General features: G+C 55.9%; 23 protein-coding genes. 11 read left to right on the top strand and 12 right to left on the bottom strand.

The window, feature by feature from the left end; genetic code table 11:
- Nucleotides 1-87: 87 nt before the first annotated feature.
- From AAC620_RS05960 to AAC620_RS05970, 3 genes are read right to left on the bottom strand one after another with little or no spacing between them, the layout of a single operon-like run.
- Complete coding sequence (locus AAC620_RS05960; protein ID WP_340243387.1) at nucleotides 88-1,164, bottom strand: 5-(carboxyamino)imidazole ribonucleotide synthase; 1,077 nt, start codon at nucleotides 1,162-1,164, stop codon at nucleotides 88-90.
- A complete protein-coding gene (gene purE, locus AAC620_RS05965; protein ID WP_340243389.1) occupies nucleotides 1,154-1,645 on the bottom strand; it encodes a 5-(carboxyamino)imidazole ribonucleotide mutase in 492 nt (163 codons plus the stop codon). Before purE ends, AAC620_RS05960 begins: the two co-directional genes overlap by 11 nt.
- Before the next feature lie 59 nt (nucleotides 1,646-1,704).
- Nucleotides 1,705-1,923 (bottom strand): YdcH family protein, encoded by a 219-nt coding sequence (locus AAC620_RS05970; protein WP_317656269.1) that lies wholly within the window; start codon nucleotides 1,921-1,923, stop codon nucleotides 1,705-1,707.
- 205 nt (nucleotides 1,924-2,128) lie between these two features.
- Here AAC620_RS05970 and AAC620_RS05975 point away from each other — a divergent pair, with 205 nt between their 5' ends.
- Nucleotides 2,129-2,584 carry an Hsp20 family protein gene (locus AAC620_RS05975; RefSeq protein WP_317656271.1) on the top strand — a complete coding sequence of 152 codons (456 nt, stop codon included), beginning with the start codon at nucleotides 2,129-2,131 and terminating at the stop codon, nucleotides 2,582-2,584.
- A complete protein-coding gene (locus AAC620_RS05980; RefSeq protein ID WP_340243391.1) occupies nucleotides 2,581-2,808 on the top strand; it encodes a DUF1150 family protein in 228 nt (75 codons plus the stop codon). The genes AAC620_RS05975 and AAC620_RS05980 overlap by 4 nt, the downstream gene beginning before the upstream one ends.
- Nucleotides 2,809-2,899: 91 nt before the next feature.
- Here the strand turns inward: AAC620_RS05980 and groL are convergent, their stop codons facing one another.
- A complete protein-coding gene (gene groL, locus AAC620_RS05985) occupies nucleotides 2,900-4,543 on the bottom strand; it encodes a chaperonin GroEL (protein WP_340243392.1) in 1,644 nt (547 codons plus the stop codon).
- A 53-nt stretch (nucleotides 4,544-4,596) separates the two neighbouring features.
- A complete protein-coding gene (gene groES / locus AAC620_RS05990; RefSeq protein ID WP_317656274.1) occupies nucleotides 4,597-4,884 on the bottom strand; it encodes a co-chaperone GroES in 288 nt (95 codons plus the stop codon).
- Nucleotides 4,885-5,156: 272 nt separating this feature from the next.
- Here groES and AAC620_RS05995 point away from each other — a divergent pair, with 272 nt between their 5' ends.
- The 6 genes from AAC620_RS05995 to AAC620_RS06020 all read left to right on the top strand — a co-directional run bounded on the left by AAC620_RS05995 (nucleotide 5,157) and on the right by AAC620_RS06020 (nucleotide 10,157).
- Nucleotides 5,157-6,080 carry a manganese-dependent inorganic pyrophosphatase gene (locus AAC620_RS05995; protein ID WP_340243394.1) on the top strand — a complete coding sequence of 308 codons (924 nt, stop codon included), beginning with the start codon at nucleotides 5,157-5,159 and terminating at the stop codon, nucleotides 6,078-6,080.
- 110 nt (nucleotides 6,081-6,190) lie between these two features.
- Nucleotides 6,191-7,081, top strand: coding sequence for a TIGR01459 family HAD-type hydrolase (locus AAC620_RS06000; RefSeq protein WP_340243396.1), 891 nt, complete (start codon nucleotides 6,191-6,193; stop codon nucleotides 7,079-7,081).
- A 124-nt stretch (nucleotides 7,082-7,205) separates the two neighbouring features.
- Complete coding sequence (locus tag AAC620_RS06005; RefSeq protein ID WP_317656279.1) at nucleotides 7,206-7,658, top strand: MaoC family dehydratase; 453 nt, start codon at nucleotides 7,206-7,208, stop codon at nucleotides 7,656-7,658.
- 71 nt (nucleotides 7,659-7,729) lie between these two features.
- Nucleotides 7,730-8,656, top strand: a complete 927-nt coding sequence (locus tag AAC620_RS06010) for a bifunctional riboflavin kinase/FAD synthetase (protein WP_340243398.1) — start codon at nucleotides 7,730-7,732, stop codon at nucleotides 8,654-8,656.
- The gene (locus tag AAC620_RS06015; protein WP_340243400.1) at nucleotides 8,653-9,105 is read left to right on the top strand and encodes a YcgN family cysteine cluster protein; all 453 of its coding nucleotides are present in this window, start codon (nucleotides 8,653-8,655) and stop codon (nucleotides 9,103-9,105) included. The genes AAC620_RS06010 and AAC620_RS06015 overlap by 4 nt, the downstream gene beginning before the upstream one ends.
- Complete coding sequence (locus tag AAC620_RS06020; RefSeq protein ID WP_340243402.1) at nucleotides 9,102-10,157, top strand: threonine aldolase family protein; 1,056 nt, start codon at nucleotides 9,102-9,104, stop codon at nucleotides 10,155-10,157. The genes AAC620_RS06015 and AAC620_RS06020 overlap by 4 nt, the downstream gene beginning before the upstream one ends.
- Here the strand turns inward: AAC620_RS06020 and AAC620_RS06025 are convergent.
- Nucleotides 10,154-10,753, bottom strand: a complete 600-nt coding sequence (locus tag AAC620_RS06025; protein ID WP_340243404.1) for a 2-hydroxychromene-2-carboxylate isomerase — start codon at nucleotides 10,751-10,753, stop codon at nucleotides 10,154-10,156. The genes AAC620_RS06020 and AAC620_RS06025 overlap by 4 nt on opposite strands.
- Before the next feature lie 104 nt (nucleotides 10,754-10,857).
- On the opposite strand from AAC620_RS06025, the gene AAC620_RS06030 reads away from it, so the two are divergent.
- Complete coding sequence (locus AAC620_RS06030) at nucleotides 10,858-11,886, top strand: ribose-phosphate pyrophosphokinase (RefSeq protein ID WP_340243405.1); 1,029 nt, start codon at nucleotides 10,858-10,860, stop codon at nucleotides 11,884-11,886.
- Nucleotides 11,887-11,992: 106 nt separating this feature from the next.
- Here AAC620_RS06030 and AAC620_RS06035 read toward each other — a convergent pair whose 3' ends face one another.
- The 6 genes from AAC620_RS06035 to AAC620_RS06060 form a co-directional block, all read right to left on the bottom strand.
- Entirely contained in the window at nucleotides 11,993-12,409 is a 417-nt protein-coding gene (locus tag AAC620_RS06035; protein WP_317656289.1) for a F0F1 ATP synthase subunit epsilon, read from the bottom strand.
- Nucleotides 12,410-12,421: 12 nt separating this feature from the next.
- A complete protein-coding gene (gene atpD, locus AAC620_RS06040) occupies nucleotides 12,422-13,846 on the bottom strand; it encodes a F0F1 ATP synthase subunit beta (RefSeq protein ID WP_317656290.1) in 1,425 nt (474 codons plus the stop codon).
- Between the two features lie 18 nt (nucleotides 13,847-13,864).
- On the bottom strand, nucleotides 13,865-14,743 hold the full coding sequence (locus AAC620_RS06045) for a F0F1 ATP synthase subunit gamma (RefSeq protein ID WP_317656291.1): 879 nt from the start codon (nucleotides 14,741-14,743) through the stop codon (nucleotides 13,865-13,867).
- Between the two features lie 12 nt (nucleotides 14,744-14,755).
- A complete protein-coding gene (atpA, locus tag AAC620_RS06050) occupies nucleotides 14,756-16,294 on the bottom strand; it encodes a F0F1 ATP synthase subunit alpha (RefSeq protein WP_340243407.1) in 1,539 nt (512 codons plus the stop codon).
- A complete protein-coding gene (locus AAC620_RS06055; protein WP_340243409.1) occupies nucleotides 16,294-16,854 on the bottom strand; it encodes a F0F1 ATP synthase subunit delta in 561 nt (186 codons plus the stop codon). The genes atpA and AAC620_RS06055 overlap by 1 nt, the downstream gene beginning before the upstream one ends.
- A 296-nt stretch (nucleotides 16,855-17,150) precedes the next feature.
- A complete protein-coding gene (locus AAC620_RS06060) occupies nucleotides 17,151-17,939 on the bottom strand; it encodes a methyltransferase domain-containing protein (RefSeq protein WP_340243410.1) in 789 nt (262 codons plus the stop codon).
- Between the two features lie 63 nt (nucleotides 17,940-18,002).
- Here AAC620_RS06060 and gloB point away from each other — a divergent pair, with 63 nt between their 5' ends.
- Nucleotides 18,003-18,791 (top strand): hydroxyacylglutathione hydrolase, encoded by a 789-nt coding sequence (gloB, locus tag AAC620_RS06065; protein ID WP_340243411.1) that lies wholly within the window; start codon nucleotides 18,003-18,005, stop codon nucleotides 18,789-18,791.
- A 163-nt stretch (nucleotides 18,792-18,954) separates the two neighbouring features.
- Complete coding sequence (clpA, locus tag AAC620_RS06070; RefSeq protein ID WP_340243413.1) at nucleotides 18,955-21,291, top strand: ATP-dependent Clp protease ATP-binding subunit ClpA; 2,337 nt, start codon at nucleotides 18,955-18,957, stop codon at nucleotides 21,289-21,291.
- Nucleotides 21,292-21,322: the final 31 nt, after the last annotated feature.

Here is a 21,322-nt window from a genome sequence, read left to right on the forward strand (position 1 = left end):
CAAATTGATGGCGTTATAGTCAAGCGAGAGCGCGGCGCAAGGGCAGAAGCGCGGCAAAATTTCCCACGCCCCTCCCAAGAGGCAAGATCATGCTGCGCCTGTCACCCGATTGATATGGCCCATCTTACGGCCTGCACGGGTTTCAGTCTTGCCATATAGGTGGATTTGAACGCCTTTTGTCTCGGCCATCTCAGCCGCGCGCGCCACATCATCACCGATGAGATTCTCCATCACAACATTTGCGTGACGGCTGCCATCCCCCAAGGGCCAGCCAGTGATGGCGCGGATATGCTGCTCGAACTGATCGACTGCGCAGCCTGCTTGCGTCCAATGGCCAGAGTTATGCACCCGTGGTGCAATCTCATTGACGACCAAGCCCTCGGGCGTGACGAACAGCTCGACCCCCATGACACCCACATAATCCAAAGCCGTGACAATTTTTGAGGCCAGCAAAACCGCATCTGCGCGCAGCATGGCAGGCAAGTCGGCAGGGACAGTGGTGGTTGCAAGAATGCCATCGCGGTGGATGTTTTCACCTGGATCATAGGCCGAGACACGGCCATCGCGCCCGCGCGCAATGATCACCGAAACCTCTCGGCTAAACTTTACAAAGCCCTCGGAAATTGCAGGCGCCCCATTGAGGCTAGCATAGGCGGCATCCGCCTCGGACGCAGCCATAACTCGCGCTTGCCCCTTGCCGTCATACCCAAAACGGCGGGTCTTGAGGATCGCGGGACAGCCCGTTTTTTCAAGGGCCTGCGCCACGCCCTCGGCCGCATCAATCACACAATATGGCGCGGTTTTCAGACCTAGACTGTTGAGAAAATCCTTCTCCACCAAGCGATCCTGAGACACTTCAAGCGCAGTGCGTGCAGGAAAGAGCGGGCGCGTATCTTCGAGCAGGGCCAAGGCCGCGCTTGGGATATTTTCAAATTCAAAGGTCAACACATCGCAAGACAGCGCAAAGGCCTTGAGCGCCTCATGATCATCATATCCCGCTTGCGTCACGGATATTGCCACATCACCCGCAGGGGCCTGTGCGCTTGGTTCGAAAATCCGAACTTTATATCCAAGGCGTGCTGCGGCCATGGCAAGCATGCGCCCCAATTGACCGCCCCCCAAAATACCAATCACGCTGCCATTGGGCAGAACCTCATGCGTCATCTTGAGGTTCCTCAGGGATCGAGGCGGAGAGATCAGCGCGCCATTGATCCAGACGCACGGCAAGATCTGCGTCATGCACGGCCAAAATGGCCGCCGCCATCAGCCCAGCATTGGCCGCCCCCGCAGCGCCAATCGCCATGGTCGCGACAGGAAATCCGCGCGGCATCTGCAAAATCGAATAAAGCGAATCAACCCCAGACAAGGCCTTGGTTTGCACGGGCACGCCGATGACGGGCACCCGCGTCTTTGACGCCATCATACCCGGCAAATGCGCGGCCCCACCTGCGCCTGCGATAATCACCTTCAAGCCACGGCTTGCGGCGGTTTTACCATAGTCCCACAGCCGATCAGGTGTGCGATGCGCCGAAACGATTTTCGTTTCGTAAGGAACACCCAGCGCGTCAAGCATTTCGGCGGCTTCGCGCATGGTGGGCCAATCAGACTGGCTGCCCATGATGATGCCAATTTCGATATCCGCCATGGGGAGGATCCTTTGCAATAAGCCTTGTGAGAGGGGCGCACTATAGCGAGATCAAACCGCTATGCAATGATGTCAGGGGTGAGTTCATCCTCAATGCGGGTGATCGCATCTTTGAGGGACAGCTTCTGCTTTTTCAGACGGCGCAGCGTCAATTGATCAGGGCTTGGCCGTGTCTCAAGAGCGGCAATCGCCTCGTCCAAATCCCGATGCTCGCGCTTGAGCACCTCCAAGCGGATGCGCAGCACGTCTTCGTGGCTCATTTCGGTCGGGGCGTTCATGGGGCGCTTATGTCTTTCTGAATCTGAGGTGGTACCGCACCATACTGTGACATTGCACGCCACGCAAAGGAAATGGCGCGCCTGCGTGCGCCAGATGCAAACAGGGCTTGCAGGGGGACTGGGCAGGCCCCATACTTACCGCAGATCCAGTTGCCGAATTACGGGGCTGGCGCTTGCACAGATCGCTTATCAAAGGATGTGCCTTATGACGAAACTAACCCTAGGGACGCACCCGTTTCTGTTGGGCTTTGATCAACTCGAACGTTTGGTCGAACGCACTGTGAAATCTGGGAATGATGGTTACCCCCCCTATAATATCGAACAACGCGGCGACACGGCTTATCGCATCACTTTAGCGGTGGCAGGCTTTGCCGAAACAGATCTCTCAATCACAGAAGAAGATCGCCAATTGGTGATCCGTGGCCGCCAATCAGATGAGGATGCGGAGCGCATCTTTTTACATCGTGGGATTGCAGCGCGGCAATTTCAGCGCAGCTTTGTCTTGGCCGATGGGGTCGAGGTGACAGGCGCCACGATGGAGCATGGGCTGTTGCATATCGACCTGCATCGCCTGCAGCCCGATAGCGTTGTGCGCAAGATTGAGATTTCAAATTCTGGTGCAGCCTCAAAATCGCTGCAAACGAAAGGGGGAAGATCATGACCAATCCCGAACACCCAAAGAGCAAGTCCGAGCGACCTATCGTTTATATCCGCTCCGTTGATGTGGCGAGCCTCCCTTCGGAGATCCGCGCCCAAGCGGGTGCGCGCGAACAGCTTTACGCAATTGGAACCGAAGAAGGCACTCAATTGGCCCTCGTCAAAGATCGCGCCTTGGCCTTCGTTGTGGCGCGCCAAAATGATCTGACACCTGTAAGCGTCCATTAACACGCAACGGTTTCATTTACCCCAAATGAAAAAAGGCCCGCGTGACGCGGGCCTTTCTTGTGTCCAAAGCCACAGGGCCTTGGGGGCATGATTACATCATGCCGCCCATGCCACCCATGCCGCCCATGTCAGGCATTGCAGGAGCGTCATCTTTCTTTGGCTTGTCGGCCACCATTGCCTCGGTGGTGATCAAGAGGCCTGCAACAGAAGCTGCATCCTCAAGCGCAGTGCGCACCACTTTCGCAGGGTCGATCACACCGAATTTGAACATGTCGCCATATTCTTCGGTCTGAGCGTTGAAGCCAAACTTGACGTCTTTGGATTCGCGGATTTTGCCCGCAACAACCGCACCGTCAACGCCTGCGTTTTCCGCAATCTGGCGCAGTGGCGCTTCAAGCGCACGGCGCACGATGGCGATACCTGCGTCTTGATCCGCGTTTTCACCAGACAGGCCGTCCAGGGCTTTTGCACCTTGAACGAGGGCAACACCGCCGCCCACAACGATGCCTTCTTGAACGGCAGCGCGGGTTGCGTTCAACGCGTCATCCACGCGGTCTTTGCGCTCTTTCACTTCGACTTCGCTCATGCCGCCGACTTTGATAACCGCAACACCGCCTGCCAATTTGGCAACGCGCTCTTGCAGTTTTTCTTTGTCGTAATCGGAAGAGGTTTCTTCGATCTGCTGACGGATCTGCGAAACGCGTGCTTCGATTTCGGCCTTGTCGCCTGCGCCGTCAACGATGGTGGTGTCGTCTTTCTTGATCATCACCTTCTTCGCGGAGCCGAGCATATCAAGCGTAACGCTTTCCAGCTTCATGCCGAGATCTTCGGAGATCACCTGACCACCGGTCAAAATGGCGATATCCTGAAGCATCGCTTTGCGGCGATCGCCAAAACCAGGTGCTTTCACCGCAGCGATTTTCAGACCGCCACGCAGCTTGTTGACCACGAGGGTCGCCAAGGCTTCGCCTTCTACATCTTCAGCGATGATCAGAAGGGGCTTCTGCGACTGGATCACAGACTCGAGCAGTGGAACCATTGGCTGCAAGGAAGACAATTTCTTCTCATGCAACAGGATCAAGCAGTCGTCCAACTCTGCAACCATTTTGTCAGGGTTGGTGACGAAGTAAGGCGAAAGGTAACCGCGGTCGAACTGCATGCCCTCTACGACCTCAACATCGGTCTCAAGGCCTTTGTTCTCTTCAACAGTGATCACGCCGTCATTGCCGACTTTCTGCATCGCGTCTGCGATCATGCGGCCGATTTGCGCTTCGCCATTTGCCGAGATCGTGCCGACCTGCGCAACCTCATCAGAATCTGCAACAGGACGTGCAGATGCTTTGATGCTGTCGATAACTTTCGCCACTGCGCTGTCGATGCCGCGCTTCAGATCCATTGGGTTCATGCCCGCCGCAACCGACTTCATGCCTTCGCGCACAATGGCTTGGGCCAGAACAGTTGCAGTGGTGGTGCCGTCACCCGCTTCGTCATTGGTGCGCGATGCCACTTCTTTGACCATCTGCGCGCCCATGTTTTCGAACTTATCTTCCAGTTCGATTTCCTTCGCCACGGAAACACCATCTTTGGTGATGCGTGGTGCACCGAAGGATTTTTCAAGAACCACATTGCGGCCTTTTGGGCCGAGGGTCACCTTTACCGCATTGGCAAGGATGTTGACGCCTTTGAGCATACGGTCGCGGGCATCGGTATTGAATTTGACTTCCTTGGCAGCCATTTCAGGGCTCCTCCTTGGATGAAATCAGGTTAAAAATTCGATCAGGAACGGTCTCAGGCGATGATGCCGAGAATATCCGATTCCTTCATGATCAGCAGTTCTTCGCCATCAACCGTGACTTCGGTGCCAGACCATTTGCCGAACAAGACGCGGTCGCCAGCTTTGACGCTCATTGCGATCAGCTCGCCCGAGTCCTTGCGTGCGCCTTCGCCAACGGAGACGATTTCTCCCTCTGCGGGTTTCTCTTTTGCGCTATCGGGGATGATCAGACCGCCTTTGGTCTTTTCGTCGCTCTCTACGCGGCGAACCAGCACGCGGTCATGCAGTGGTTTCAATGCCATCTGTCGAACACTCCTTAAGGTTCGTATGTTTCACTGTATTAGCACTCAGTCCATACGAGTGCTAACGACAGGCAGATAGGCAGGGGATGCGGAGGTGTCAACGGGCCGCAGGCGGAAAATTTGGAAAAAAATTCCCGCGCAGACGAACCCTGCCGAAATTATGGAAATTAAAGCCAAAGCCGCGACATATTCCCGCCTTTGCCCCCCGTGACATGGCCAAAGCCCTGCCCTATAAGGCGCGCGAGTTTTCACAAAAATAAATGGATAATGACATGAGCACCTTGGTCTTTGGCCACAAATCACCAGACACAGATTCCACTGGCTCCCCGATTTTGTGGGCATGGTATCTCAATGAGGTGAAGGGCGTAGAGGCAGAAGCCGTTCTTTTGGGTGAGCCAAACACCGAAGCCGCCTTTGTTTTGCAGAAATGGGATTTGCCAAAACCGCGTCTTATTGACGATGTTGCAGAAGGTCAGGCGTGCGTTGTGGTCGACACCAACAACCCTGCAGAACTGCCTGCCTCAATCAACGCTGCCGATGTTCAGGCCATCATTGACCACCATAAACTGGTGGGCGGGCTTGAGACGAAAGGGCCGATTGATATCACCATCCGCCCCTTGGCCTGCACAGCGACCTTGATGATTGACCTGATGGGTGATGATGCGGCGAAAATGCCAAATTGGGCGAAAGGTGCTGCCTTGTCCTGCATCCTGTCTGATACGTTGGAATTCCGTTCCCCGACCACAACCGATCATGATCGCGCCGTGGCCGAAGGCCTCGCTGCTGATCTGGGCGTGTCTATCCCCGATTATGCTGCTGAAATGTTTGCGGCGAAATCTGATGTCTCGCACTTTTCTGATGCAGAGTTGCTGCGCATGGATAGCAAAACCTACGAGGTGGGGGGCAAGACCTTCCGTGTCTCCGTTCTGGAGACAACTGCGCCCGCAACGGTTTTGTCCCGCAAAGCAAGCCTGATGGACAGCATGATCACAGTCGCCAAAGAGGACGGCGCCGATCAGGTTTTGTTGTTTGTCATCGACATTTTGCGCGAAGAAGCCACGCTTTTGGTGCCAAATGATCTGGTGCGCCAAGTGGCCGAGAAAAGTTTCTCCACTGTTGTGGGCGACGCCGATCAGGTCGTGCTGCCAGGGATTGTGAGCCGCAAAAAGCAGATCATCCCGAACCTTGCGCTTTGATCAGATGAAAGTTTGATGAAAGGGCGGCCTGAGGGCCGCCCTTTTCCTTTTATCTCATCGCAGGGCGCGGTAAGAGAGGCGCGAAGAGCCTCAAAGAGAAAGCCCGCCCCATGAGCCATAGCGCAGACGCCCCCGCGATCATTTCTCACCTCTCCGAGATTTCCGAACGCTATGATGCGCTTTTTTGCGACCTTTGGGGCTGCGTGCATAATGGCATCGCCCCTTTTCCTGACGCGATTGCGGCGCTGCAGGCCTTTCGCACCAAAGGGGGTGTTGTGGTTTTGGTCACCAATGCCCCACGTGCCCATGTCGAGATTGCCAAGCAGTTGGACGCAATGAGGGTTCCCCGCGATGCGTGGGACATGATCGCAACCTCTGGCGACAGCGCACGGGCGGCGATGCTAACGGGGGCAGTTGGGGAGAAGGTCTATTTCATTGGCGAGCCGCGCGATGACACATTTTTCGCCCCGATGAAACTGATTGAAAACCCTGTAACCCTGACCAAGGTCGATGTGGCCGAAGCCGAAGGGATTGTTTGCACGGGCCCGTTTGATCCCCATGCCGAACCTGATGTGCTGCGCCCGCAATTGCTTTTGGCGAAAACACGCGGACTCAAGCTTCTCTGCGCAAACCCTGACATCGTGGTAGACCGTGGAGAAAGCCGCGAATATTGCGCTGGTGCAGTGGCGAAACTTTACACCGAGATGGGCGGCGAGAGCCTTTATTTCGGGAAGCCCCACCCCCCCATCTATGATCTGGCACGGCGGCGCTTGGTGCAAAATGGCCATGATATCAGTGACGAGCGAATCTTGGCCGTTGGGGATGGCATCTTTACCGATGTGCAGGGCGGGATTGGCGAAGGTATTGATACGCTGTTTATCACAGGCGGTTTGGCCCGCGAAGAAACAGCAACAACCGATCAGCCAAATCCAGAAAAACTTGCTCAATATCTGAAAGATAGCGGTCAAAACCCAACATTTAGCATTGGGTTCTTACGCTAATCGGGCAAATTGTCGCGCAACAAAATTACAACATTTGCGCGCCTGATTTAATTTAATTGTTGCTGCATTGCAGAAATTTGCTATGGTCAGTTCCAAGCGAAGGGCATTTCTCTTGGAGACTGGAATGTTGGACACGAGTCATAACCTCCCCCGTGGGACGATCTGCATCGAAGATATCGAATTGGGGATGACGCGGCATTTGACCAAAACTGTCAGCGACCGCGATATTGAGCTTTTCGCAGAGGTCTCAACCGACCGAAACCCCGTTCATCTTGACGATGATTACGCCCGTGACACGATTTTTGAGGGGCGCATCGCCCATGGGATGCTAACCGCAGGGCTGATTTCAGCCGTTATCGGCGAACAACTGCCGGGGCATGGCACTGTTTACTTAGGTCAAACGCTGAAATTCATGGCACCCGTGCGCCCTGGTGATCAAGTGCGGGCCGAGGTGGAAGTGACGGCGATTGACCACGCGAAGCGCCGTGTGACCCTTGAGACGCGCTGCCTGATTGATGGCAAACCTGTCCTCAAAGGCGAAGCAGTCGTCCTCGCCCCGTCACGGAAATTCGATTAACCTCGCAGCGGCGCAGGATTTTTACCGACCCGATGCTTGCCCTAGATCGCGGGCTTGGATATTCGGGCAGTATGCGTATCGTTCGTGACCATCAATTTGTCCGACCCGAAAACCGTGGCGCGTCTGTGGCCATTGGGAATTTCGATGGCGTGCATCTAGGTCACGCGCATTGCATCGACCTTGCCCGCGGTCATGAGGCCCCTTTGGGGGTTTTGACCTTCGAGCCGCATCCGCGCGAATTCTTTAACCCTGACGCCCCGCCATTTCGGCTGATGAATGCCGAAGCCCGTGCCAATCGCCTTGAGAAAATGGGGGTGGAGATCCTCTATGAGCTGCCTTTCAATCGCACCCTTTCCGCCCTTGATGCAGAAGATTTCATCCGCGAAGTGGTGGTTGAGGGGCTGGGTCTGAAGCATCTGGTCGTGGGTGCGGATTTCTGTTTTGGCAAAGGTCGCAAAGGCACAACCGATATGCTGCGCGCCTTCGGGGCGCGTTATGGGTTTGATGTGACTGTGGTCGATCTGCTGAATTCGGGCGGTGTGGCCGTGTCATCCACCGCTATCCGAGACGCACTCAGGTCGGGTGATCCGCGCCAAGCCCGCGACATGCTTGGCCACTGGCACCGCATCGAAGGCCCCGTGATCCATGGTGAGAAGCGGGGGCGCACATTGGGCTACCCCACCGCCAATATGTCATTGGATGGTCTGCACGTTCCCAAACTTGGCGTTTACGCAGTTTTGGTTGAATTGCGCAGCGGGCCATATGCGGGCCAGTATCACGGCGTGGCCAGTCTTGGCGTGCGGCCCATGTTCAATGGGCAAGAGCCAAATCTCGAAACCTTCATCTTTGATTTTTCGGGCGATATTTACGGCATGGATATGTCTGTCGGTCTGGTCGAGTTTCTGCGGGGTGAGGAGAAATTCGACAGCCTTGAGGCCTTGATCACCCAAATGGATCGCGACAGCCAGATGGCGCGCGAGATCCTTGCTGCGTTATGACCAAGAAAGCCCCCTTTTGGAAACGCAAATCCCTAGCCGATATGACGGCACAGGAATGGGAAAGCCTCTGTGATGGGTGCGGGAAATGTTGCCTCAACAAGCTAGAAGATGCCGATACGGGCGAGGTGGCCCTGACACGGGTTGCCTGCCGCCTATTCGATGATGCAACCTGCCGATGCGGACAATATGAGATTAGAAAGACTCTTGTGCCCGAGTGTATCCAATTGACCCCTGAGGGCATGAAGGATGTCGCCTATTTCATGCCTGAAACCTGCGCCTATAGATTGCTGCATGAGGGCAAGGATTTGTATTGGTGGCACCCTTTGGTGTCAGGGGATCCTGAAACTGTGCACCAAGCGGGGATTTCCGCGCGCGGGATCACGGTTGCCGAATTCGACATTCCAGAAGACGACTGGGAAGATTACATTATCGAGGAGCCAGGATTATGAACTTTGCCTCCGACAATACAGGCCCCGCCCATCCAGATGTGATTGCGGCCATTACAGCGGCCAATGAGGGCTATGCTATGCCCTATGGCGCAGATGACGCCATGGCACGCGTGCGCCAATCCATCCGCGACCTGTTCGAGGCCCCAGAGGCGGCGGTTTATCTCGTCAGCACGGGTACAGCCGCCAATGCTTTGGCCTTGTCGGTGATGGTGCAGCCGTGGCAGTCGATCTTCTGCCATCGCATCGCCCATATCGAAGAAGATGAATGCGGCGCACCTGAATTCTATGCCAATGGCGCGAAACTGGCCTTGGTCGAAGGCGAAGGGGGCAAGATGACCCCTGATGGCTTGGCGCAGACCATTGCACATACGGGCGACAAAGGTGTGCATGGCATGCAGCGCGGCCCTGTGAGCCTAACCAATATCACCGAAGTCGGCACTGCCTATAGCCTAAGCGAGATCAAGGCGCTCAGTGATGTTGCAAAATCCTATGACCTGCCCGTTCATCTTGATGGCGCGCGTTTTGCCAATGCCTGCGCGGCCCTTGGCTGCCGCCCTGCCGATATGACATGGAAGGCAGGTGTTGATGCAGTCAGTTTTGGTGGCACAAAAAACGGCTGCATGGGTGTTGAGGCCGTGATCCTGTTCGACCCGAAAAAGGCATGGGAATTTGAATTGCGCCGCAAGCGTGGCGCACATCTATGGTCAAAGCACCGCTTTCTCTCTGCTCAGATGGAGGCCTATACGCGCGATGATCTTTGGCTGCGATTGGCGCAATCCGCCAATGCGCGCATGGCAGAATTGCGCGCAGGTTTGGCGCAGATCGAGGGGGTGCATATCGCGCATGAACCTGCGGGCAATATGCTGTTCGCGCATCTGCCCCGTGCAGCCCATAAACGCGCCTTTGCGGCGGGGGCGCAATATTACCTCTTTCCCTTCAACGCCACGCTTGAGGGGCCAGAGGATGAGTTGATCCTCTGCCGCCTCGTCACCGATTGGTCATGCTCACAGAGCAAGGTTCAGGCTCTATTGGACTGCTTCAAGGCGGGCTAAAGCTTGCCTTCTAAATGGAGCGCAAGATCGTCTAGGCGGTCTTGCCCCCAGAAATGCGTGACCCCATCCACCACATAGAAGGGCGCGCCAAAAACACCTGCCTCAACCGCGGCTTCGAGATTGGCCGCATATTCTTCGGCCCCCGATAACAGCCCGCTATCTGCCAAGCTGGGGTCAAAGCCTGCCGCCGTCAGAGCAGCGCGTATCACATCATCCTCGGCAATATTCTTTTCCTCGCGCCACACCGCGCGCGTGACCCCGTGAACCAGTTCGGCCAAATCCCCGCCACCTTCGTTTTGGGCCGCAATAATGGCATAAGATGATGGCGCAGAATTGGTTGGGAAAAATGCAGGCTTCAGCGTAAGGGCAAGCCCCGTCTTCTTAGAATGGCGCTGCAGTTCTTGCAGGCGATAGGCCTGCCGTGCGGGGTGGCGCTCGGCGGGTGGTGTGCCGCCCGTGCGCGCAAAAAGGGCGATAATATCCAAAGGTCGATACCGAATTGTCGCCCCATGTGCGGCGGCAATCTCCTCAAGTCGCTTTCCCGCGAGATAGGTGTAGGGAGAGATGGTCGAGAAATAATAATCAATATGCGACATTTCGCGGATCCTTTTTGGCTTTGCGTCACGTTGGCCTGAGTGCTAGGGGGTGTCAACGCGCCAAATGGGGCGCGCCCTGCACAGATCAAGGACTTTGCGAAAAGATGAGCGCCTCAGACCCCAAACTGATTTCTGGTAACGCCAATCGCGAATTGGCCAAGACGATTGCAAAACGGATGTCGATGCATCGCGGCATGAAAGTGGGTCTTGTGGATGCCCGCGTGGAACGCTTCAACGACCAAGAAATTTTCGTGGAAGTTTACGAGAACGTCCGCGGCGAGGATATGTTCATCGTCCAGCCCACATCGAAGCCTGCCAATGACAACTTGATGGAGCTGTTGATTATCGCTGACGCGCTGCGCCGCTCATCTGCTGCACGTATCACGGCGGTGATCCCCTATTTTGGATATGCCCGCCAAGACCGCCGCACCAAGGCGCGCACGCCAATCTCTGCGAAACTTGTGGCGAACCTGATTGCCGAAGGCGGCGTTGAGCGCGTATTGACCATGGATTTGCACGCGGCACAGATCCAAGGCTTTTTCGATATCCCCGTGGACAACCTCTATGCGAGCCCGATTTTCGCACTCGATATCCTGCATCAATTTGAGGGCAAGGTGGATGATGTCATGGTGATCTCGCCCGATGTTGGTGGCGTGGCGCGTGCGCGCGAACTTGCCACGCGTATTGGCGCGCCTTTGGCAATCGTGGACAAGCGCCGCGAAAAGCCAGGTGAGGTTGCTGAAATGACCGTGATCGGGAATGTCGAAGGCAAGCGATGCTTGATCGTGGATGATATGTGCGACACCGCTGGCACATTGTGCAAAGCGGCCGAAGTGTTGCTTGAACATGGTGCGACCGAAGTGCATGCCTATATCACCCACGGCGTGATGTCTGGCCCTGCGGTAGAGCGCGTGAGCAAATCGGTCATGAAATCGTTGGTCTTGACCGACACGATCGAGCCAACCGAAGCTGTCAAAAACTGCCCCAATATTCGCATCGTTCCAACGGCGCCCATGTTTGCGCAGGCGATTTTGAACATTTGGAATGGCACAAGCGTCTCATCCTTGTTTGAGACGGAAACCCTCGTGCCGATCTATGAAGGGCTGTATCCCAACGGAATGTGGGGCCGCTAAGCGGCCACGTTCTGGCGCAACACACTCAACGGCGCGCCCATGAAAAAAGGCGCGCCTTTTTTCATGGGCGCGCCTTTTCTGATATGTGTCCTCAGGGGCGAGAGGATCACAGGTTGATGTGATCGCCCAGTGCCACCATGTCAGACAGAAGCTTGGCCGCGTCATCCACGGGGCCAGGCTCATTTTTGAATGTCTCTTTCGCAGTCTCATGTGCCTTGCGATACTCTTCCACCATTTCGGCATAGAGTTCTTTAGTCACTTCCGCGCGGGGCAATGCACGCTCTGCAAGAACAGTGACCTTATCGGCGCTGATCTCGGCAAAGCCACCCAGAACGATGTAATCGTCCTGACCGCCCGCATGGATGACCTGCAGCAAACCCGGACGCAAAGTGGTGATAGTAGGCGCGTGGTTTGCCATCGCCGTCATATCACCCCCTGCACCAGGGATTTGCACCTCGGTCGCATCTAACGAGGCCAAGCGGCGCTCGGGAGAGACGAGGTCAAATTTGAACGCTTCGGCCATTCGGCCCTCCTATCAGGCTGCTTCTGCTGCCAGACGCTCGGCCTTGGCTTTCACGTCTTCGATACCGCCCACCATGTAGAACGCGGCTTCTGGCAGGTGGTCATATTCGCCTGCAACAACCGCCTTAAAGGAGGCAATCGTGTCTTCCAATGGAACCTGAATACCATCAGAGCCAGTGAAGACCTTCGCCACGTCAAATGGCTGCGACAAGAAACGCTGGATCTTACGTGCACGAGACACTGTCAGCTTATCTTCTTCGCTCAATTCGTCCATGCCGAGGATGGCGATGATGTCCTGCAGCGATTTGTAACGCTGAAGGATACCCTGAACGTCACGAGCCACGTTGTAATGCTCCTCACCGATCACAGCAGGGTCAAGCAGGCGCGAGGTCGAGTCGAGCGGGTCAACCGCAGGGTAGATGCCCAATTCCGAAATCGCACGGCTGAGAACCGTGGTTGCGTCAAGGTGCGCAAACGAGGTTGCAGGTGCAGGGTCGGTCAAGTCGTCCGCAGGAACGTAGATCGCCTGAACCGAAGTAATCGAGCCAGCTTTGGTCGATGTGATCCGCTCCTGCAGCGCGCCCATATCGGTCGCAAGTGTTGGCTGGTAGCCCACAGCAGAAGGAATACGGCCCAAAAGCGCCGACACCTCAGAACCCGCCTGCGTGAAGCGGAAGATGTTGTCCACGAAGAACAGAACGTCTGTGCCCGACTGGTCACGGAACTGTTCCGCCAAGGTCAGACCCGTCAAAGCCACACGCGCACGCGCCCCTGGAGGTTCGTTCATCTGGCCGTAGACCAAGGCCACTTGGCTTTCGCTCAACGCGTCTGGCTTGATAACGCCAGATTCGATCATCTCGTGGTAAAGGTCATTGCCTTCACGGGTGCGTTCACCAACGCCCGCGAACACCGAGAAGCCCGAGTGCACTTTGGCGATGTTGTTGATCAATTCCATGATGAGAACGGTTTTACCCACGCCCGCACCACCGAACAGACCAATTTTACCACCCTTCGCGTAAGGCGCGAGAAGGTCGATTACCTTGATACCTGTAACGAGGATCTCAGACTCGGTGGACTGTTCCGCGAACTCAGGCGCAGGCTGGTGAATGGCGCGGGTTTCATCCGCTTTCACGGGGCCTTTTTCGTCAATGGGCTCGCCCACAACGTTCATGATGCGGCCCAATGTGGCGTTGCCCACTGGAATGGTGATTGGCGCGCCCATATCGGTCACTTTCGCGCCGCGCACCAAACCCTCGGTTGCGTCCATCGCGATGGTGCGCACGGTGTTTTCACCCAAGTGCTGCGCCACTTCGAGGATCAGTTTCTTGCCATTGTTCTCGGTCTCAAGCGCGTTCAGGATCTCCGGTAGGTGATCTTCGAACTGCACGTCAACGACAGCGCCGATGACCTGAGTAATTTTGCCGACTGCTTGTGCCATGTCGTGTCTCCGGTTTCCTTAGAGCGCTTCCGCGCCCGAGATAATTTCAATCAATTCATTGGTGATCACAGCCTGACGTGAGCGGTTAAACTCAATCGTCAGTTTGTCGATCATGTCGCCTGCGTTGCGGGTTGCGTTATCCATTGCGGACATACGCGCCCCCTGCTCCGAGGCCCCATTTTCGAGAAGCGCTGTAAAAATCTGCGTTGTCACGCCAATGGGCAGCAGATCAGACAGGATTGCCTCTTCGGAAGGTTCGTAGTCATAGGGCGTCTCTGCCCCAACATCTTCTGCAGCATCTTCAAAAACAGCAGGGATGATTTGCTGCGCAGTTGGGATCTGAGAAATCACCGACTGGAAGCGATTGTAGAAGATGGTGGCGACATCAAATTCGCCCGCATCAAAGCGTGCCATCACATCCTTTGCGATGGCTGCTGCGTTTTCGTAACCCACGCGCTTCACTTCCGAGAGGTCAACGTGACCAATCAAAAGGTTTGCATATTCGCGGCGCAGTTGCTCACGGCCTTTTTTGCCGACAGTCAAAACCTTCACAGTTTTGCCCTGTGCGGTCAGCTCGGCAATGCGCGCTTTTGCAAGGCGCGCGATGGAGGAGTTAAAGCCCCCACACAAACCGCGCTCGGCTGTCATGACAACGAGCAGATGTGTCTGGTCTTGACCCGTCCCTGCCAAAAGGCGCGGGGCACTGTCCGACCCACCGACCGAAGCGGCCAGCCCGCCAATCACCGCTGCCATTTTCTCGGCATAAGGCCGCCCAGCTTCGGCTGCTTCCTGCGCTCGGCGCAGTTTTGCAGCAGCCACCATCTGCATGGCCTTGGTGATCTTGCGGGTCGATTTGACCGACTCGATCCGTGTTTTCAGATCCTTGAGACTTGGCATAAACCCGTCCCCTTACGAGAAATCTGCGGCAAATTCTTCGATGACTGCCTTCAGTCGGTCGGCTGCATCACCTTTGATCTTTGGATCTTCATTGGTGATCCAATCGAGAACATCCTTGTGCTTCCCACGCAGATGCTGAAGCAGACCCTGCTCAAAGCGGCCAACTTCGCGCACGGCGATCTTGTCGAGGAAGCCAGAGATACCCGCGAAGATCACACAGACGATTTCTGCGTTGGTCAGCGGTGCATATTGTGCCTGCTTCATCAACTCGGTCAGACGCGCGCCGCGGTTCAGCAAACGCTGTGTCGCCGCATCAAGGTCAGACCCGAACTGCGCAAAGGCCGCCATTTCGCGATACTGCGCCAGTTCCAGTTTCACCGAACCTGCCACCGATTTCATCGCATTGGTTTGGGCCGAAGAGCCCACGCGAGACACGGATAGACCTGTGTTCACAGCAGGGCGAATACCCTGATAGAACAAGTCAGTTTCAAGGAAGATCTGGCCGTCTGTGATCGAAATCACGTTGGTCGGAATAAACGCCGAAACGTCACCGCCTTGGGTTTCAATCACGGGCAGAGCGGTCAAAGACCCTGCACCAAGATCTTCGTTCAGCTTCGCCGAACGCTCCAACAAACGAGAGTGGAGGTAGAAAACGTCACCAGGATAGGCTTCACGCCCTGGGGGACGGCGAAGCAGCAAGGACATCTGGCGGTAAGCAACAGCTTGCTTGGACAGGTCATCATAGATGATCAGCGCATGCTTGCCGTTGTCGCGGAAATACTCGGCCATCGCGGTCGCGGAATATGGCGCAAGGAACTGCATCGGGGCAGGGTCAGAAGCGGTCGCGGCCACAACGATGGAATATTCAATCGCGCCTGTCTCTTCGAGCTTCTTCACCAACTGCGCCACAGTCGAACGCTTCTGGCCAACCGCGACATAGATGCAATACAGCTTCTTGCTTTCGTCTTTGCCAGCCGCTTCGTTATAGCTTTTCTGGTTCAGGATCGCGTCCAAAGCCACGGCAGTTTTGCCTGTCTGGCGGTCACCAATGATCAATTCGCGCTGACCACGGCCGATGGGGATCATCGCGTCAACAGCCTTAAGGCCTGTTGCCATAGGCTCATGCACGGATTTACGCGGGATGATGCCAGGCGCTTTGACGTCCGCAACGCGGCGCTCTTTCGACTTGATCGGGCCTTTGCCATCAAGTGGGTTGCCCAAGCCGTCTACAACGCGGCCAAGCAATTCTGGGCCAGCAGGAACGTCCACGATCGAATTCGTGCGCTTAACAGTGTCACCTTCTTTGATGTCACGGTCAGAGCCGAAGATCACGACACCTACGTTGTCGGATTCAAGGTTGAGGGCCATGCCCATAATTCCACCTGGGAATTCGACCATTTCACCCGCTTGAACATTATCAAGCCCGTGAACGCGGGCGATCCCATCGCCAACACTCAGCACGCGGCCAACTTCGGCCACTTCTGCATCCTGACCGAAACTCTTGATCTGTTCCTTCAGGATCGCGGAAATCTCTGCAGCTTGGATCGCCATTATCCGACCTCTTTCATGGTGTTCTGGAGGGAGTTGAGCTTGGAGCGGATCGAGCTATCGATCATCTTCGAGCCAACCTTTACGATAAGACCGCCAATGAGGCTTTCATCAACGGTCGCATTCAAATTAATTTTCTTGCCCACGGAGGCTGACAGGGCTTTTGCCAGTTTATCCGCTTGGGTTTTGGTCAGGGCCTTGGCAGATACGACCTCTGCGGTCATCTCGCCACGGCTTTCTGCGATTTGGGCGCGCACGGCGCGCAGCACCATCGGCAGAACGAAGAGACGACGCTTTTGCGCCATGACTTGCAACGTATTGGTTGCAATCATACCCAACTTCATCGCCTTCGCGATAGCGCCAACGGCAGCCTGAGACTCATCACGGCGGTAGATCGGGGAGGAGATCAAATCGCGCAGGTCTGCGCTTGCGGCCAATGCTGCTTCGAGCGCGTCAACATCTTTGGCCAGCGCATCAATCGCTGCCGCCTCGGTGGCTAGGTCGAACATCGCGGTCGCGTAGCGCGCGGCGATGCCAGTTGAGATCGAAGCCGATTCGGACACGTCCACCCTTTCAACAATTTGGCTCGGGCAGCGTGAGGATCACGCCCGAGCAGTTCGTTCTTCGCGGCTTGAAGGTGCCGCCGTTCCTCAGATTTGGCGGTCGTTTAGCAGAGGGTTTAATTTGCTGCAACCGCCGATGGCGCAAACATGATTTTGACAAAATCCTTGTTTTTCAGAGGTTAACCAAATCTTTCTGAAGATGCGACGCTTTGAAGCTAAAAAAAAACGCGCGCATGGAGACGATTTTGACCCTAATTTAGGCGCAAACGTCCCGAGTTGGCCTCTTTTGGCCCACCTTAGCGATTCTGCATCTGCGAAATAGAGGGGCCTTTTTGGCGGCGCACGCGGCCTGTTGCAGGGCTTGGAACACCATCAAGGATGCGCAAGGGATTGCGCATGCGTGCGGCGTGACCCCGTTTTGTAGGGGCAAAGACTTGCTTACTCGCTTCAACCATGATCACACCGCCTGCGTAGTGCGAACTCATCCAGCGCCCCGCGCGTTCCATTATATCGGCAGACCTGAGCCAGAACCGCGCATGGCTTGGCGGCGCAAAAAGTGCGGCACGGTGACGTTCTGGCACAAAGCCATGGTGGCGCAATTGTGCCTCAAGCTGGCTGAGGCTGTAGGGCCGCCCATAGCCAAAGGGCGTGGCATCGCTGCGCGCCCACAAGCCTCCGCGATTTGGCACAATGAACAAGGCCCGCCCCCCTGCCCCAAGCGCGCGGGCGGCTTCATCCAAGAGCGCCGCAGGATCATCGCTTGTCTCAAGCCCATGCAGCATCACCAAGCGATCTGCCATCCCTTCAGACAGGGGCCACCGCGCATCTTCGCACAGGGCCGCAACATTCGACATCCCAGCAGGCCAAGGCATTACACCCTGCCCTTGCGGCATCAAGCCAATCACGCGGCGCGATTGATCGAGATACGGGCGCAACAGCGGAACAGCAAAGCCAAAGCCCACCACAGTCTGCCCACTTGCGTTAGGCCAAAGTGACAACATCGCATCGCGCACAGCCTTTTGCGCAATTCGCCCCAATCGAGTGCGATAGTAAAATTGACGCAAATCAACGACATCAAGATGCATTGCAAAAGCCAGTCCGCTGCGATTGTCTTAGCCTAAATGTGCCACGAAGCTGAGGAGATTGCCATGACCACCGCCGCGCCCGCCACTGAAATTGTGACAATCCCCTGCCTCAAGGACAATTACGCCTTTGCGTTGCATCTGCGCGAAACAGGTCAGACCTTGATCGTAGACGTGCCAGAAGCCGCGCCCATTGTCGCCGAATGTGCGCGGCGCGGATGGGTGATTACAGACGTTCTCTTAACCCACCACCATTGGGATCACGTGGACGGGTTGCCCGATCTGCATGCGGCGACCAACAGCCCAATTCGCGTTTGGGGGGCAGCCGCAGATGCCCATAGGCTGCCCGCGCTTGACCACGCGCTGCACGAAGGCGATGTCATGGAAATCGGGGCCTTGCGTGGCACGGTTTACGATGTGTCTGGCCATACTGTGGGGCACATCGCCGTTCATTTCCCACAGGCGGACGTTATCTTTACCGCTGACAGCCTCATGGCGCTTGGCTGTGGTCGCCTGTTTGAGGGCACACCCGCTCAGATGTGGCAAAGCCTGTCAAAACTGACCGCACTTCCGCGTGATACGCTTGTCTGTTCGGGTCACGAATACACCCAATCAAATGCGCGGTTTGCCTTGACCATCGACCCCGAAAACAAGGCGCTCCAAGCTCGCGCCACCCGCATTGACGAGGCGCGCGCAAAAGGCTTGCCAACAGTGCCAAGCAGCCTTGGCATGGAATTGGACACAAACCCATTCCTGCGCGCCAATGATCCCCAAATCAAAGCACATTTAGGGATGACACAAGCCAGTGACGCAGAATGCTTTGCTGAGATCAGGCAGCGCAAAGATCACTTCTGATGGATTTTCACGCAAATTTGCGCCGATCACAGGTTTTTTTTCAAGTTTAGCTTGAAACTGGCAAAATAAAACCGAAGCTTAATACCATGAGGCTATGGCTAGACTCAGTGGAGGCGGGCCGAACCCGCTTGCGCCTCTGGCCGCAACGAAAGGAGCACTTATCGTGCCGTCGTTTTCAAATACCCTAGAGCAGGCCATCCATGCGGCTTTGGCGCAGGCGAATGCGCGCAAGCATGAATTGGCAACATTGGAACATCTTCTGCTGGCGCTGTTGGACGAGCCTGACGCTGCCAAAGTCATGCGCGCCTGTAGCGTAGACATTGATGCCCTGCGCGAGACGCTTATCACCTTCATTGATGAAGAATTGGCCACGCTTGAGACAGATATCGAGGGCTCCGAGGCGGTGCCGACCGCGGCTTTCCAGCGGGTGATCCAACGTGCCGCGATCCATGTGCAATCCTCGGGTCGCACCGAGGTCACAGGGGCAAACGTCCTTGTCGCGATTTTCGCAGAGCGCGAGTCAAACGCAGCCTATTTCCTGCAAGAGCAGGATATGACCCGCTATGACGCGGTGAATTTCATCGCCCATGGCGTGGCGAAAGATCCGTCTTTTGGGGAAAGCCGCCCTGTTTCAGGCGCGACTGATCCGATGGACGAGGGCGTTGAGACAAGTGGCAACCCGCCTGAGGGTAGTGATGCCAAGGAGTCCGCCCTTGCCAAATATTGCGTTGATCTGAACAAAAAGGCGCATGATGGCGATGTTGACCCGCTGATAGGTCGCCATGATGAGGTGGAACGCTGCATTCAAGTGCTGTGCCGCCGCCGCAAGAACAACCCGCTCTTGGTCGGCGATCCCGGTGTTGGCAAAACTGCCATTGCCGAAGGTCTGGCGAAAAAGATTGTCGAGGGCGAAACGCCTGAGGTTTTGGCGAAATCCACCATTTATTCGCTCGACATGGGCGCGCTTTTGGCAGGCACACGCTATCGCGGTGATTTTGAAGAACGGCTGAAGGCCGTGGTCAACGAATTGGAAGACCATCCTGACGCGGTTCTTTTCATCGATGAAATTCATACTGTCATCGGGGCGGGTGCGACATCGGGTGGGGCCATGGATGCCTCAAACCTGCTTAAGCCCGCGTTACAGGGCGGCAAATTGCGCTGCATGGGATCGACAACCTATAAAGAGTTCCGTCAGCATTTTGAAAAAGACCGCGCGCTCTCGCGCCGCTTCCAGAAGATTGACGTCAATGAACCATCCGTTGAGGATTCGGTGAAAATCTTGCGGGGGCTGAAGCCTTATTTCGAAAGCCACCATGATGTGAAATACACCGCCGATGCGATCCGCACCGCGGTTGAACTGGCAGCGCGCTATATCAACGACCGCAAATTGCCCGATAAAGCAATTGACGTGATTGACGAGGCCGGTGCGGCACAGCATCTGCTGCCCGACAGCAAGCGGCGCAAGACCATTGGCCCCAAGGAAATCGAAGCCGTGGTCGCCAAAATCGCGCGCATCCCACCCAAGAACGTCTCAAAGGACGATGCAGAAGTGCTGCGCGATTTGGAAAAAACACTCAAGCGCGTGGTGTTCGGCCAAGACAAAGCAATCGAGGCCTTGGCCTCTGCGATCAAATTGGCCCGCGCGGGTCTGCGGGAACCAGAAAAGCCCATTGGGAACTATCTCTTCGCGGGGCCAACAGGTGTTGGCAAAACCGAAGTGGCCAAACAACTGGCAGATACCCTTGGGGTCGAGTTGCTGCGTTTTGACATGTCCGAATACATGGAAAAACACGCAGTATCCCGCCTGATTGGCGCGCCTCCAGGATATGTCGGGTTCGATCAGGGCGGACTTCTGACTGATGGCGTGGATCAGCACCCTCACTGCGTGCTGTTGTTGGACGAAATCGAAAAGGCGCATCCTGATGTGTTCAACATCCTGCTCCAAGTGATGGATCACGGCACATTGACAGATCACAATGGACGTTCGGTCGATTTCCGCAATGTCGTCTTGATCATGACCTCAAACGCAGGCGCAGCCGAACAGGCGAAGGCGGCTATTGGATTTGGTCGCGACCGCCGCGAAGGTGAGGATACCGCCGCGATTGAGCGCACCTTCACCCCTGAATTCCGCAACCGTTTGGACGCGGTGATCAGTTTCGGCGCGCTGCCAAAAGATGTAATCCTGCAGGTGGTTGAGAAATTCGTGCTGCAACTTGAGGCGCAGCTGCTTGATCGCAATGTGACGATCGAGCTGACCAAACCCGCAGCTGAACTTTTGGCCGATTTGGGCTATGATGATCGTATGGGCGCGCGCCCCTTGGGCCGTGTCATCCAAGAACAAATCAAAAAGCCACTGGCCGAAGAATTGCTGTTTGGCAAACTGGCCAAGGGCGGCAATGTTAAGGTCGGTGTTAAAGACGGTAAAATCGACCTGCGCATTGAAAACGGTGCGCCACCGCGGATCAGTTCGAAAAAGCCACCGCTGCTCACGGCAGAATGACCTGCGGCGCAGCGTTAACATCAATAGCGCC

The organism is Roseobacter sp. HKCCA2468 (assembly GCF_037805105.1).
Lineage (GTDB): Bacteria > Pseudomonadota > Alphaproteobacteria > Rhodobacterales > Rhodobacteraceae > M30B80.